Annotated in this window: 14 protein-coding genes and 3 pseudogenes; 3 read left to right on the forward strand and 14 right to left on the reverse strand. The window is 71.9% G+C overall.

All coding sequences use genetic code 11. The annotated features are described in order from the left end of the window. Nucleotides 1–6: 6 nt before the first annotated feature. On the reverse strand, nt 7–987 hold the full coding sequence (locus tag ACIQR3_RS28755) for an ornithine cyclodeaminase family protein (protein ID WP_403543552.1): 981 nt from the start codon (nt 985–987) through the stop codon (nt 7–9). A 122-nt stretch (nt 988–1109) separates the two neighbouring features. Between ACIQR3_RS28755 and ACIQR3_RS28760 the strand changes: the two genes are divergently transcribed. Beyond that, the gene (locus ACIQR3_RS28760) at nt 1110–1829 is read left to right on the forward strand and encodes a GntR family transcriptional regulator (RefSeq protein WP_403543553.1); all 720 of its coding nucleotides are present in this window, start codon (nt 1110–1112) and stop codon (nt 1827–1829) included. On the opposite strand, the pseudogene ACIQR3_RS28765 reads toward ACIQR3_RS28760, so the two are convergent. The 13 genes and pseudogenes from ACIQR3_RS28765 to ACIQR3_RS28825 form a co-directional block, all read right to left on the reverse strand. Then, a pseudogene (locus ACIQR3_RS28765) lies at nt 1813–2211 on the reverse strand (CoA-transferase); the annotation flags it as partial. The gene ACIQR3_RS28760 and the pseudogene ACIQR3_RS28765 overlap by 17 nt on opposite strands. Further along, a pseudogene (locus tag ACIQR3_RS28770) lies at nt 2208–2507 on the reverse strand (CoA transferase subunit A); the annotation flags it as partial. The pseudogenes ACIQR3_RS28770 and ACIQR3_RS28765, both read right to left, overlap by 4 nt. 21 nt (nt 2508–2528) lie before the next feature. Then, complete coding sequence (locus ACIQR3_RS28775; protein WP_403543554.1) at nt 2529–3308, reverse strand: SDR family NAD(P)-dependent oxidoreductase; 780 nt, start codon at nt 3306–3308, stop codon at nt 2529–2531. Further along, nucleotides 3305–4045 (reverse strand): SDR family NAD(P)-dependent oxidoreductase, encoded by a 741-nt coding sequence (locus ACIQR3_RS28780; RefSeq protein ID WP_403543555.1) that lies wholly within the window; start codon nt 4043–4045, stop codon nt 3305–3307. The genes ACIQR3_RS28775 and ACIQR3_RS28780 overlap by 4 nt, the downstream gene beginning before the upstream one ends. Further along, nucleotides 4042–5013 (reverse strand): fumarylacetoacetate hydrolase family protein, encoded by a 972-nt coding sequence (locus tag ACIQR3_RS28785; protein ID WP_403543556.1) that lies wholly within the window; start codon nt 5011–5013, stop codon nt 4042–4044. Before ACIQR3_RS28785 ends, ACIQR3_RS28780 begins: the two co-directional genes overlap by 4 nt. Before the next feature lie 64 nt (nt 5014–5077). Further along, nucleotides 5078–6040 carry a cyclase family protein gene (locus ACIQR3_RS28790; protein WP_403543557.1) on the reverse strand — a complete coding sequence of 321 codons (963 nt, stop codon included), beginning with the start codon at nt 6038–6040 and terminating at the stop codon, nt 5078–5080. A gap of 52 nt (nt 6041–6092) precedes the next feature. Continuing rightward, nucleotides 6093–6914 (reverse strand): ABC transporter ATP-binding protein, encoded by an 822-nt coding sequence (locus ACIQR3_RS28795; RefSeq protein WP_403543558.1) that lies wholly within the window; start codon nt 6912–6914, stop codon nt 6093–6095. Further along, nucleotides 6901–7755 carry an ABC transporter permease gene (locus ACIQR3_RS28800; protein ID WP_403543559.1) on the reverse strand — a complete coding sequence of 285 codons (855 nt, stop codon included), beginning with the start codon at nt 7753–7755 and terminating at the stop codon, nt 6901–6903. Before ACIQR3_RS28800 ends, ACIQR3_RS28795 begins: the two co-directional genes overlap by 14 nt. Next, nucleotides 7752–8585 (reverse strand): ABC transporter permease, encoded by an 834-nt coding sequence (locus tag ACIQR3_RS28805; RefSeq protein ID WP_403543560.1) that lies wholly within the window; start codon nt 8583–8585, stop codon nt 7752–7754. Before ACIQR3_RS28805 ends, ACIQR3_RS28800 begins: the two co-directional genes overlap by 4 nt. Beyond that, the gene (locus ACIQR3_RS28810; protein WP_403543650.1) at nt 8582–9547 is read right to left on the reverse strand and encodes an ABC transporter substrate-binding protein; all 966 of its coding nucleotides are present in this window, start codon (nt 9545–9547) and stop codon (nt 8582–8584) included. The genes ACIQR3_RS28805 and ACIQR3_RS28810 overlap by 4 nt, the downstream gene beginning before the upstream one ends. Nucleotides 9548–9700: 153 nt before the next feature. Continuing rightward, nucleotides 9701–9979 (reverse strand): annotated as a pseudogene (locus ACIQR3_RS28815) (hypothetical protein); the annotation flags it as partial. 303 nt (nt 9980–10282) lie between these two features. Next, nucleotides 10283–11524 (reverse strand): FAD-dependent oxidoreductase, encoded by a 1242-nt coding sequence (locus ACIQR3_RS28820; protein ID WP_403543561.1) that lies wholly within the window; start codon nt 11522–11524, stop codon nt 10283–10285. Nucleotides 11525–11586: 62 nt separating this feature from the next. Beyond that, complete coding sequence (locus tag ACIQR3_RS28825; RefSeq protein ID WP_403543562.1) at nt 11587–11874, reverse strand: putative quinol monooxygenase; 288 nt, start codon at nt 11872–11874, stop codon at nt 11587–11589. 129 nt (nt 11875–12003) lie between these two features. Between ACIQR3_RS28825 and ACIQR3_RS28830 the strand changes: the two genes are divergently transcribed. Both ACIQR3_RS28830 and ACIQR3_RS28835 read left to right on the forward strand, forming a co-directional pair. Next, nucleotides 12004–12675 (forward strand): TetR/AcrR family transcriptional regulator, encoded by a 672-nt coding sequence (locus tag ACIQR3_RS28830; protein WP_403543563.1) that lies wholly within the window; start codon nt 12004–12006, stop codon nt 12673–12675. A 68-nt stretch (nt 12676–12743) separates the two neighbouring features. Beyond that, on the forward strand, nt 12744–13511 hold the full coding sequence (locus ACIQR3_RS28835; protein ID WP_403543564.1) for an IclR family transcriptional regulator: 768 nt from the start codon (nt 12744–12746) through the stop codon (nt 13509–13511). Nucleotides 13512–13619: the final 108 nt, after the last annotated feature.

The following is a 13619-nucleotide window of genomic DNA, read 5'->3' on the forward strand; positions in this document are numbered from 1 at the left end:
GGGTGCTCACTTCGATACCGGGGTGATGGTGACGGGCAGCGGAGTGCCGAGGGAGAGTTCGCGGGCGCGCCGGGCGCACATCGCGGCCACCGCGAGATCCTGGACGGCCGAGCCGACCGACTTGTAGAGCACGACCGCGTCGGGGTCGCCGGCCGGGCGGCCCGGGACCCGGCCGGCGACCACGTCGGCGAGTGCGACGAGCCGTCCGGCGAAGTCGACGCCCGACTCCTTCGCCGCGATCATGTCCCCGGTCTCGTGGGCGACTTCGTCGGCCACGTCGGCGACGATCAGTTCCGCCTGCGCGATCACCTCGGGAGCCAGTTCCCGCTGCTCGGGCAGGGTGGACCCGATCGACACGACCGTGGCGCCGCGCGGTGCCTCGCGCAGCGTCGGCTGCTCGTCGCGGGAGCGGGCGGCGCACAGCACCAGATCGGCCCCGGCGACGGCCTCGGCGGCACTGCCCGCGGTGTCCGTGCGCACCCCGAGGTCGGCGAGCCGCTCGACGAACCGCTCGCGGCTGGCCGGGCTGGGGCTGAAGACGGTGACCGAGGACAGCTCGCGGATCGCGGCCAGCGCCCGGACATGGGTCTGCGCCTCGAAACCGGACCCGACCACGCCCACCCGCAGCGGGCCGGGACGGGTCAGGACGTCGGTGGCGAGGGCGGACGTCGCGGCCGTACGGAAACCGGTGATCGAGTGACCGTCGAGGAGCGCGAGCAGCTCGACGGTGTCCTGGTCGAAGAGCGGGATCAGGTACGAGGCACGCCGGTGGCGCATCGAGGCGGCGATCAGCTTGGCGCCCATGGGCGTGCCGTCGGCCGGCACACCGCTGAGGGTCCGCAGCCACAGACCGTCACCGCGGGCCATCCCGCGCGGAGGGAAACGGGCCTCGCCCGACGGCGCGGCATACGCGGCCCGCAGCGCGGCGATGGCCTCCGGCCAGTCGAAGGCGGCTCTGACGTCGGCATCGGTGAGGAAAGTGGTCACGTGGACTCCGGAGTAGAGGATGCCAGATTCTGGACATTGAACATTGGATATTCTATGCGGGCAAGACGATGCCGATAAGTTGTCCCGGGAAGCCATCGGGAAGAGTGAAGGGGCGGGTGGACATGCCCAGCATCCAGCGGCGCGCCGCGGACTTGGTGTTCGAGCACCTCCAGGAGCGCATCGTGGCGGGCGAACTGGCCCCCGGGGACCGCCTGGACCCCACCGACATCGCGGAGAGTCTGGGGGTCAGCCGGACCCCGGTCCGTGAGGCCATCCTCCAACTGGACAGCGCCGGCCTGGTACGGCGGCTGCCGTACCGGGGCGTGGTGGTGGCCGAACTCGACCGCGGCCTGGCGGAGGAGGTCACCGCCCTGCGGATCCAGCTGGAGACGCTGGCCGCGCGGATCGCGGTGCCGAGGCTGCGGGAGACGGACCTCGCGACGATGCGCGAGGCGCACGAGCGGCTGGGCCAGGCCCTGACGAGCGAGCATCCGCAGCGTGAGTTCAACGAACTCAACCGCCGCTTCCACCTGGCGCTGTACGAGCGCGCCGAGTCCCCGGTCCTGCTGCGGACCATCGAGAGCCTCACCGGGCAGGCCGAACGCATCCGCATGCACTTCGACCTGCGCCAGAGCCCGGCGGGGCGGCATCACCAGGAGATCCTGGACGCCTGCGCGCGCCGGGACGTGGAGGCCGTGGTCGCGGCCACCCGCGACCACATCCTCACCGCTCACCGCATGACCATGGGCGAGGACTACCAGGTCCCGCCCGGCTCGGCGCTCGCCGCGGTGCTGGCGGCCCCGGCAGCCGGCCTCGACGGCGGGATCAGCCCGCGGCCGTGACGCGGTCCAGGCGCAGGGGCGCTCCCGTGCGGGCGGTGATGTCCTCGACGGTGACCCCGGGGGCGGTCTCGACGAGAGTCAGGCCGGCGTCGGTGACGTCCAGGACGCCGAGGTCGGTGATGATCCGGCGGACGCACCGCTCGCCGGTCAGCGGCAGGGTGCACGCGCCGACGATCTTCGGGCTGCCGTCCTTGGCGGTGTGCTCGGTGAGCACGATGACGCGGCGGGCGCCGTGCACGAGGTCCATCGCGCCGCCCATGCCCTTGACCATCTTGCCGGGGATCATCCAGTTGGCCAGATCGCCACGGGCGGAGACCTGCATCGCGCCGAGCACGGCGGTGTCGACGTGACCGCCGCGGATCATGCCGAAGGAGAGTCCTGCGGGGTCGGCTCGACCTCCAGTTCACCGCCGAGGTACTGACGGGCGAACTCCTTGTTCTCGCCGACGTAGGAGCCGGTGACGCGGGCGATCCGGCCGGCCGCGAGGAGGACGCCGAGGCCGTGGCCGTCCGTGCCGCAGTTGGTGGAGACGACCTTCAGGCCGGTGGTGCCCCGCGCGTACAGGGCGTCGACGAGGACGGCCGGGATGCCGGAGAGGCCGAAGCCCCCGACGGCGAGCGAGGCACCGTCGGGGATGTCGGCGACGGCCTCGGCGGCACGGTCGTGGACCTTGTTCACGGACCGGGATTCCTTCCGTATTCAGGGGGTCGCACCGGGCAGGACGGTGGACCAGCCGCCGTCGACGACCAGGTTGGCGCCGGTGATGTACGCCGCCTCTTCGGAGGTGAGGAAGACGGCCGCGTTGACCACGTCGTCGGGCACGCCGAGGCGCCCCAGGGGGATGTGCCGGGAGATCTCCCGCATCGGGTGGTCGTCGGCGAGCAGGTTGCCGCGCGAACCGGCGGTGTCGACCATGCCCGGGCTGACACAGTTGGCGCGGACGCCGTACGGCGCCCCCTCGGCGGCGAGCTGCCTGGTCAGCGCGATCACCGCGCCCTTGGAGGCGGAGTGGGCGGTGCGCCGGTTGGTGAGCGAGCCGGTCAGGCCGGCGGTGGAGCCGACGGTCAGCACGCAGCCGCGGCTCTCGACCAGGTGCGGCCAGGCCGCGCGGACGGTCAGCCACACCGAGTCCAGCTCGGCACGCAGGGTGAAGGTGAAGTCCTCGTACGACTGGTCGGTGAGCGCCCCGAAGCGGACGGCACCGGCGTTGGCGTAGACGATGTCGATGCCGCCGAACGCCTCCGCGCCCGCCTCGGCCCAGGCGCGCACGGAAGCCTCGTCGGTGACGTCCAGCGGACCGGGGGTGAGGGCGGTGCCGCCCTCGCGGCCGATGCGCCGCTGGGTCTCCACGGCCTCCTCGTGCAGCAGGTCGCCGCCGACGACGAGGGCGCCCTCCGCGGCGAACCGCAGGGCGGCGGCCCGGCCCTGGCCACGGGCGGTGCCCGAGATCAGCGCGACTTTCCCTTCGAGCCGCCTCACCGTGCTGTTCCTTCCCGCAAGGCGTCGGACACGGACTTCACACCGCCGTGCGCGGTCATCCCGCCGTCGACGGGGATCTCGGCACCACTGATGAACGACGCCTCGTCCGACAGCAGGAACACCACCAGCGGGGTGACATCGTCGACCGTGCCGGTGCGGCCCAGCGGGGTCTCCCGGACACTGGCGTCGCGGAAGGCGGGCGCGGCGGAGGCGGTCATCTCGGTCTCGATGTAGCCGGGGTGAACGGTGTTGACCCGGATGCCGCGCGGGCCGAGTTCCAGCGCGGCGGTCTTCGACAGGCCGCGCAGCGCCCATTTACCGGCGGTGTAGGCGACCGGGTAGTGGGCGGTGAGCGCGGCCGAGGAGCCGACGTTGACGATCGAGGAGCCGGGCGGCATCAGCGGGCTCAGGTGCTGGATGCCCAGCAGCGGGCCGGTGACGTTGACCTCGTGCACCCGGGCGAAGTCCGCGGGCCGTACGTCGCCGAGCCGGGCGCGCCAGGTGATGCCCGCGTTGTTCACCAGGCCGTGCACCTGCCCGTGCGAGGCCCGCAGTTCGGCGGCGAGTGCGGCCCAGTCGTCCTCGCTGGTGACATCAAGGCGGCGGCAGCCGGGCGTCTCGGTCACGTCGGTGGGGATGACGTGGGCGCCCGCGCGGGTGAGGGTCTCGGCCTCGGCGGCGCCCTGGCCGCGGGCGGCGCCCGTGACGACGACGACCTTGTCTTCGAGCCTCCTCACGGCCGCTCCCGGCTGCGCCGCCGTCCGGCCGGGAGCGGTACGGGCTCCGGGCCGGGGACGACGGTGTTGGTGAGGGTGCCGATGCCTTCGACGGTGAGGGTGACGGTGTCGCCGGGCTTGAGCGGCGGCGGGGTCTGCTCGCCCCGCCGTCCCCAGAGTTCGGCGAGGCAGCCGCCGTTGCCGCAGGTACCCGAGCCGAGGACGTCACCGGCGACGACCCGGGTGCCGCGCGAGGCGTAGGCGGTCATCTCCTCGAAGGTCCAGCTCATGTTGGACAGCAGGTCCTCGCCGACCTTCTCGCCGTTGATCTCGGCGGTCAGGGCGAGACGGAGGAAGCCGTCGGGGTCCCGGTAGGGCTCCAGTTCGTCGGCAGTGACGAGGTACGGGCCGAGGGTGGTGGCGGTGTCCTTGCCCTTGCAGGGGCCGAGCCTGACCTTCATCTCCGCCGACTGGAGGTCGCGGGCGGACCAGTCGTTGAAGACGGTGTAGCCGACGATGTGCTCGCGGGCCTGCTCCGGGGTGAGGTCGGCGCCCTCCCGGCCGATCACCGCGCCCACTTCGAGTTCGAAGTCCAGCACGGCCGAGCCGGGCGGCACGGGGATGTCGTCCAGGTGGCCGTAGATCGCGTGCGGGTTGGTGAAGTAGAAGGTCGGCGCCGCGTACCACTGCTCGGGCACCCCGGCCACGCCGTCGACGGACCGGCGCACGCCCTCCACGTGCTCCTCGAAGGTGACGAAGTCCCGTACGGAGGCGGGGCGCAGCGGCGGCAGCAGCCGGACCTCGGACACGTGCGGCCCGGGTGCCGCGTCCAGGGCGGCGGCCCCGACGGCGAGCAGCCCCGGCAGCCCGTCGGTCCGCGCGAGCAGCGCGGTGAGCGAGGTGACGCCGGACAGCGGGTGGAGGATGCCGTCCGCTCCGACGACGGCTACCTGGTGATGATCCTGATGTTCGTATGCAGCGAATCGCAAGGTGTGGCTCCAGAGGGCGTGCGGGACCAGACCGGGGGCGTGACGAAGACGGCGCGGTCGGGGATTACTTGACGGCGATCGGGTTGACGGGGGAGCCGACCGCGCCGGTGATGGGCAGCGGAGCGGCGGTGAGCCAGAAGGCGTACTCGCCGTCGGCCGCGCAGTCCTCGGCGAGCGCGTCCGGGTCCCACATCTCGCCGATCAGCAGCCCGATGTGGGGGATGGCGATCTGGTGCAGCGGCTGGAAGGCGTGCTCGAACTCGTTGGGCCGGACCTCGAAGCCCCAGGTGTCGGTGGCGATCGCGGCGATCTCGGTACGGTGCAGCCAGCCGGCCGAGGTGAACGACAAGCCAGGTGCCGGGCCGCCCGCGTACTCGCCCCAGCCCTCGCGCCGCACCCGGGTGAGCTGTCCGGTCCGTACGACCACGATGTCACCGCGGCCCACCGTCACCCCGTGCGCCTCGGCGGTCGCCGTCAGGTGCTCCTCGGTGATCGCGAACCCGTCGGGCAGCTCGCCGTCGGTGCCGATCACCCGGCCGACGTCCAGCAGCACGCCGCGTCCGGCGACGTGCGGGGCCATGTGCTCGATGCCGGTGACGAGGTCGCCGTCCGAGGTGACCGTGCGCGCCGCGTCCCGCCCGTTCCACGCCTTGCCGTGGTCGAAGATGTGCCCGAGCCCGTCCCACTGCGTGGAGCACTGCAACGGCATCGCGATCACGTCGTCGGCGCCGCCCAGGCCGTGCGGGAACCCCTGGTTGCCGGCGGCGGCGTCGGTGCCGGTGTCCAGCATGGTGTGCACCGGGTTGGTCCGGCGCCGCCAGCCCTTCTGCGGGCCGTTCATGTCGAACCGCTGGGACAGGGAGAAGCTGACGCCCCGCCGGACCAGGGCGGCGCCCTCGCGGCGCCCCGCCTCGTCGAGGAAGTTGAGGGTGCCGAGCACGTCGTCCTCGCCCCAGCGGCCCCAGTTGGAGTACGCCTTCGCGGCCTCGGCTATCGCGCCCGCCGGATCGTGTCGATCCAGTGTCATGACCTTCCCCTTCCGCAGTGGCCGTCGATCACGGGTGCCGTCACCGCGTCCGTCACTTCGTCTTCCGGTCGTTCGAGGCCGCGCGGATGAGGCGGTACACCTGACTGCGCAACTCCACGAACTCCGGGCGTGCCTTGGTGTCGACCTGGTCGCGGTGGCGGCCGAGGTCCACGGGCACGACAGCGGTGACGGTGGTCGGTGCCCCGGAGAGCACCACGACCCGGTCGGCGAGGTAGACCGCCTCGTCGATGTCATGAGTGACCAGGAGGAACGTGATGCCCAGACGGTCGCGGAGATCCAGGACCAGGTCTTCGAGGTCGGCCCGGGTCTGCGCGTCCACGGAGGCGAAGGGCTCGTCCATCACGAGGATCCGCGGCCCGTAGGCCAGGGCCCGCGCGATCGCGACGCGCTGCTGCATGCCGCCCGAGACCTGCCAGGGATACAGCCGGGCCGATGCCTCAAGCCCGACGGCGGCCAGCGCCTCCCGCGCCGTGCGGTCGCGTTCGGCCGCCTGCAGCCCCTTGCTGCGCAGCGGGAAGGCGACATTGCCGAGCAGCGACATCCACGGCAGCAGCGAGCGACTGTAGTCCTGGAACACCAGCGCCATCTCGGCGGGCGGCGCCGACACCGGCGTTCCCGACAGCCGGATGTCTCCCGTGTCCGGCGACAGAAGGCCCGCGAGACAGCGCAGCAGGGTGGTCTTGCCGGCGCCCGACGGGCCGACGATGGTCAGGAAGTCGCCCGTGTGCACGGTGAACTCGACATCGTCGAGGATCTGCCGGCGGTCGGCCCCGGAGCCGTACGCCTTGGCGAGACCGGCGACCGAGAGCAGGGGCGGTGCCACGGTGCTGGTCGGCGTGCTAGTGCTGGTCAACGGCGGACTCCTTCGAGAGCGACGGACGTGGCCCGGGCTGCTCCCGGCGCGCCCGGGTTTCCGGACGGTTCTTGCGGCGCCGCTCGAAGTGCCAGCCCAGGACCCGGCGTTCGAGTGCCTGGAGCCCGACGTTGAGCAGGTAGCCGATGACACCGAGCAGGACCATCCCGGCCCACATGTCGGTGGTGTTGAACTGGCGCTGGGCCTGGAGGACGAAGAACCCGAGGCCGGAACTGGAGCCGACCAGTTCACTGGCGAGCAGCAGGATGACGGCCACCGAGAGACTGGCCCGCAGCCCGACGAAGATCTGCGGTCCGGCGGCCGGCAGCACGACGTGCCGTACGCGTTCCCGGCGGGTGATGCGGTAGGACGAGGTCATCTCACGTACGAGGGGGTCGATGGACCGGACCCCGTCGATGGTGTTGAGCAGGACCGGCCACAGCGCTCCGAAGAAGATGACACCCGCCTTCATCGACCATCCGATGCCCAGCAGTTGGATGGCCAGCGGCAGCAGGGCCACGGCGGGCAGCGCCCGCAGGAACTGCACGGCCGGGTTGACGGCCTCCCGCAGCCAGGGCACCAGGCCCATGGCCACGCCGAGCGCGACGCCCACGACGGCCGCGGCGAGGTAACCGACCGCGAGGTTCACCACACTCGGCAGCACGTCACTGGTGAACCGCTCGAACAGCCACAGTTCGTGGAACCGGGTCAGGATGCGGGACAGCGGCGGGAAGTACAGCGAACCGGTCTGCGCGGAGACCAGCCACCACACCACGACCAGGGCGGCGGGGAGGGTGAACTCCCAGGCCAGGGTGCGCACCGCGCGAATTGTCCGGGTCATCGCCCGCCTCCTTGCCGCTGCGACGGATGCCAGCGAAGGGCCCGGCGTTCGACTCTGGTGAACAGAAAGTTGATCACGATGCCGAGCACACCGGCCGTGACGATCCAGGCGTACATGGTGGGTACGGCCCCGCCCAGCTGGGCCGTGGTGATCGCCTGGCCGATGCCGGGCGCCGGCATGATGATCTCCGAACTGAGCGAGAGCAGCAGACTGACCCCGGCGGCGATGCGCACCCCCGTCGCCAGATAGGCGGCGGCGCTGGGCAGGACCAGGAACAGCGCCCACTGGACGGGGCGGACCCGGTACGAGCGGCAGGTGTCCTCCGCGACCGGATCGATGTCCCGGACGCCGTAGACCGCCTGAAGCATGATCGGCCAGACGCAGGCGCAGGTGATCAGCAGGACCTTGCTCTCCAGCCCGGCCCCGTACAGCAGCACCGCCAGCGGGACCAGTGCCAGTGCGGGAATGGTCCGCAGGAAGTCCAGCAGGAACCGGCACGCGCGGTAGGTGCTGGCGCTGACCCCCAGGAGGAGGCCCACCGGCACCCCGATCGCCGCCGAGGTGAGCAGCCCCAGCGCCCAGGAGGCCAGGGTGTCCAGTACGGGGGAGATGATCTCGCCCTCGGTGATCAGGTCGATCCAGGCACCGGCGAGCGCGGTCGGCGCGGGGACCGAACCGAGATCGCCGAGCCGGACGGCCGCCTCCCAGAGCAGGAGCAGCAGCGCGATGAACCCGGTCTTCGCGGCCCAGGCCTGCCCGGCCCCGGGCCCGGCGGACCTGGCCGGCGGGGCGGCGACGGACTTGCGTACGCGGGTATCGGTGACCGTCATGCCCGCACCAGCTTGTCGAGGTCGGGCTTCTTGGTGATGAAGTCCTCGGCGACCATGGCATCGGCGATCTTGTCCAGTGACGCCGTGGCCAGTGCGGAGTCGAACACCGGCAACCTCATGGCCGCCAGGGCCTTGGCCGGGATCGTGGTGAAGGTGCCGGCCACGGAGCGGACTTCGTCCGCGTGTTCCGCCGCGTAGGCGACCGACTTGGTCATCGCCTTGACGAAGCCCCGCGCGGACTTCGCGTGTGCGTCGAGATAGGCGGCGGCACTGAGCCAGCTCAGACCCGTCGCACCCGGGAGCGCCTCCGAGTAGGGCCAACCGGCCACCCGCAGACCGCCGTTCTGACCTTGTCGCAGGAAGGGGTCGGCGGAGAGGACGGCGTCCACGCGTCCCTGCTGCACGGCGGAGGTCATCTCCGGGTACGGCAGCTCCACGAACTCCGCGGAAGCCGGGTCGGCGCCGGCCTGCCGCATGGCCAGCCGGACGGCCAGTTCCGGCATCGACTTCAGACCCACCACGCCGATGGTCTTGCCGGCCAGATCCCCCGAGTCCCGGATCGGACTGTCACCGCGGACGAGGATGGCCGAGCCGTCGTCCGCGGCCTTCTGGGCGTACACGTCGTTGCCCAGCACCATGCTGATGTCCAAGCCCTGCACTCGGGCGTTGATGGCGGGCACGGTCGAGACGAGGGCGAACTGCAGATCGCCCTTGAGCATCGACGGAATGGCCGTCGCGGCCGCCTGGATCGTCTTCGGGGTGACGGCGAGCCCCTCCGCGGTGAAGAAGCCCTTCTTGATGCCCAGATACAAGGGAGCCGCGTTGACCAGGGGGGTGATGCCGACGTTGATCACCGCCCGGCCGTCCGCCGTGGTGCCTGTGTCGGACGCCTGGTTGCCGCAGGCGGCCACCAGGCCGGTAGCGCTCAGACCAGCCGCCACCAGGAAACTTCTGCGTTTCATGCATGCCTCCACGGCATCCGCGCCGATGTCCAGCACATTTAACATTGGATATTCTTCGCCAACAAGGGGGTTGTCGAGGAGCATCCGCAGGCGTGCGGAACCGGGACGCTGTGGACGGACCCGCTCCGACCCGCTGATCGGGAAGCCGTGATCGACGCCGTCGAAACACCGGTAGGTGAGAGCTGCGCCGTTGGCCGTGGCTTTTGCCACGTAGACCTCGGTCTGGGGGAGCAACGAGTCCCGGCTCGCGCTGATGACCAGAAGCGGCGGCAGCCGCGCTCCGGGCCCCAGCCCTCCCGCTCGCCGGACCGCGCGACCCCTCGGACGACGCCGAAACCCTCCTCCAGCGCCTGGGGAAACCGCGCGGCGGGGAGCCGTGCAGCAGTCGACGTTCACCACGACCGCGCCGACCTCACCGGTGATCGCGCGCACGATGTGGTCGTCCTGACGTGGGGTGCCGATGAGGAATGTGGCGTCGCGTGACCTCGATCCGGGGTGCCTTGACGATCCGGGGCCAGCGCCACGGCGGAACGCCCGGGGCCGGTCGGCGACACCTGGGACGGCCGACGGAGTCGGCGGACAGGGCGCCGGAGGTGAGGCGGCGCCCTGACGCTACCGGCGGACGGGGCGTGGACGTTCTCGCGCGTGGTGTCGTGCGGGGCCGGTCAGGTGGGGCGGACGCCGGACGCTGACTCCGTCGTTCGATCTCGCGGGCAGAGTGCTGTCAGGTGGCTCTCACGCCGCTTCCGACAGCCTCTGGAACCGGGCCTCCGCGCGGTCGATCTCGGCGAGCTGCTTGAGGATCTCCCCGGGGGTGCTCTCCCCGGCGACCTTCTGCAGCAGGGGCGTGTGGTCGAAGACCGCGTCGCGCAGCGGGCGCAGGGGTGCGGGGGCGTGGTGGAAGACCTTGCCGAGCAGCCAGGCGGTCTGGGACTGGCGTGCGGTGTGGGGCTTGCGGGGGGTTTCGAAGGTGTCGAGGGCCTGGCGTACGGCGGTGTGGTCGGTGAGGTCGACACCCGCCAGGCGGCGGCCGAGGAAGTAGCCGTCCTCGGTGGCCATGCCGGCGCCGTAGGCGGCGTAGGGGGAGGTGGCGTGCGCGGCGTCGCCGATGATCGTGGCGCGGCCCTTGGACCACTGCTTGAGGGGCTTGCGGTCGCGGATGGGCCAGCTCTGCACCTGGCCGGGGTCGGTGGCGGCGATGAGCTGCGGCAGGGGGTGGGGGAAGCCGCGGGCCAGGCCGGTGGCGGCGGCGTGCAGGTCGGCGGGGGCGGGGGTGTCGATGCGGTGGGCGGACAGGACCCACCACTGGAAGCCGTCGCGGCCCTTGCTGCGGATGGCGGTGAACGCGCCCTGGGTGAGCGGACTGTGGGTGAGTACGCACTGGTTGCGCGGGACGCCCGCGACGTCGTCGAAGGTGTAGCCGCCGTAGAGCTGGAGGTGGTGGGGGCGGATGGGGTCCTCGCCCCACAGGGTGCGGCGGACCAGGGAGTTGATGCCGTCGGCGCCGATGAGGACGTCGGCTTCGTGGATCTCTCCGTCGGCCAGGCGCAGGCGTACCGAGTGGGTGTCCTGCTCGATGCTCTCGACGGTCCGGTCGGTCTGCAGGATGCCGGGCGGCAGGGCGGCCAGCAGGCGTTCGTACAGGTCGGGGCGGAGCAGGCCGATGAAACCGCCGCCGAAGTCGCGGATCACGTGGTCGGGGAGCTGCACACGGACCCGGGTCCTGCCGCGCAGGTTGCGGAACTCGCTCCGGCAGGGCGCGCCGAGGTCGGTGATGTCGACGCCGAGCAGGCCGAGGGCTTTGATCGGGGCCGGCCACAGGTTGAGGATGTTGCCGGCGGGGCGGGTCTGCGGGTGGCGTTCGAAGAGGGTGACGTGGTGGCCGGCCTGGTGGACGGAGAGGGCGGCGGCCATTCCGGCCGGGCCGGCGCCGACGACGGCTACCCGGCCCGGGGTGCGGGGCTGCGACGGGGGCATGTGCGGCTCCTCGACGGTGAGGGGGTGGGGCGTTCGGTACGGGCGCGCTGGGCACGGGGAGGTCAGTCGGCGGTGGTGTGGAACTCCATGACCGGTTCGCCGTCGAGCAGTTCGCCGGTGGCGTCGAGGAAGGCGGCGGTGTGGGCGTGGGTCAGGTGGGCGTCCAGCGCCTCACGGCTGTCCCCTACCTCGGTGCACACGATGGTGTCGGGGTCCTCCACGTCGGCGGCGAAGGTGTACGACACACAGCCGGGGTCGGTGCGGGTGGCGCGGGCCATGTCGGTGGCGGCGGCCACCAGGCGGCCGGTGGCTCCCCGGGCCGCGCGGGCCCGGCTCAGCACGATCAGCATGATGCGGCTCCGATCCCCATACCGTAGCGCGTACTACGGTCTTGCAGGAGACTCCGCCTCCAGGCCGACCGATGTCAAGGGCCGGGGCGCCGTTTTTCCGCGCCGCTGACGGGCGCGACAATGGCCCGCATGGGCACCTCAGCAGAACTCACGGACGACCTGGTGATCCGGGAACCCCGCCAGGAACGCACCCGCCAGGCGTGGGCGCGCATCCTGGACGCCGGTGTCACGCTGCTCGAAGAGGGCGGGTACGAGGCCTTCACCATCGCCGCCGTCTGCGAGCGCGCCCAGGTGGCGCCCCGCGCCCTGTACGACCGCACCACCAACAAGGACGCCCTGTTCCTGGCCGTCTACGAGCACGGCCTGGCCCGCGTCGTCGCCGACCAGCGCGTCTTCGCCGAGTCCGGCCGCTGGGCCGGGCTGGCGCCGACCGAGCTGATCACCGAGGCCGTCACCGAACTCACCGCCCTGTTCGCCCGGCACACCGCCTTCCTCAAGCCGATACTGCTGCTGTCCGGCGTCCACCCCGAGATCCTGCGCCGCGGCCGCGCCCACGTGCACGCCTTCGGTGACGCCTTCACCGCCGTCCTGCTCACCGCCCGCGACCACATCACCCACCCCGATCCCGAAGCCGCGGCCCGGCAGTGCTTCGCCACCGCCTTCTCCGCCTGCGTCGTCCGCACCGCCCACGGCGCCGACTTCACCGGACCGGCCGTCGACCACGACACCTTCACCGCCCACCTCGCCCTGAGCGCCGCCCGCACCCTGCTCGCGCGGACGTCCGGCCCCGGCGGTCGGTGAGACGGAGTGAGTGGCTGTGCCACCCTGGCGTTCCGGCGGACTGAGCCCTGTCACGGGAGTGGCGCGACATGAAAACTCAGCACGGTGAATCGGTTCTCTCCAGGGCGGCGCGCATCCTGGAGGCGTTCAGCCAGGACACGCCCGCGCTGACCGTGTCCGAGATCGCGCGGCGAACCGGGCTGCATGTCGCGACGGCGTCCCGGCTCGTGGCCGAGCTGGTCGCCCAGGGCTTTCTGAGCCGGGACGACGACCGCAGGGTGCGGATCGGGGTCCGCCTGTGGGAACTGGCGACCCGGGCGTCCCCCACGCTCTCCCTGCGCGATGCGGCCATGCCGTTCATGGAGGGAGTCCACGATGTCGTCGGCCACCATGTGCAGCTCGGAGTACTCCACGGCGACGAGGTGCTGTTCCTGGAACGGCTGTCGGCTCCGGGCGCGGTGATCAACTACTCGCGGATCGCGGGCCGCCTGCCCCTGCACGCGTCCTCCAGCGGCCTGGTGTTCCTCGCGCACGGCCCGGCGGAACTGAGGCAGCGCGTCCTCGCCGGCCCCCGCACCGCCTACACCCCCGACACCCCGGCCACTCCGGAGCGGCTGCGCGCCGTCCTGGCCGAGGTCCGCAAGCAGGGATACGCCTATTGCCCCGGCTACGTGCACGAGGAAGCCCTGGGCCTCGCCGCGCCGATCCGCGACGCCGACGGCACGGTGGCGGCCGCGCTGGCAGTCATCGTGCCCAACACCCCCCACGCACACACGCTCGTCCCTGTGGTGCGCACCGCGGCCCGCGGCATCTCCCGGGCGTTGGCGGCCCGCGACGCACGGGACAGGCGCGCGTGACGGCTGCGCGACGGCCGTGTGACATCTTCACAAAGGTCTTCTCTCGCTGAATGAGAATGGCGTCGCGGTGTGACCGTGATCACGCGCATCCTGCCTGCAATCCACAGA

It is taken from the genome of Streptomyces sp. NPDC090994, assembly GCF_044768905.1.
Classification (GTDB): Bacteria; Actinomycetota; Actinomycetes; order Streptomycetales; family Streptomycetaceae; genus Streptomyces.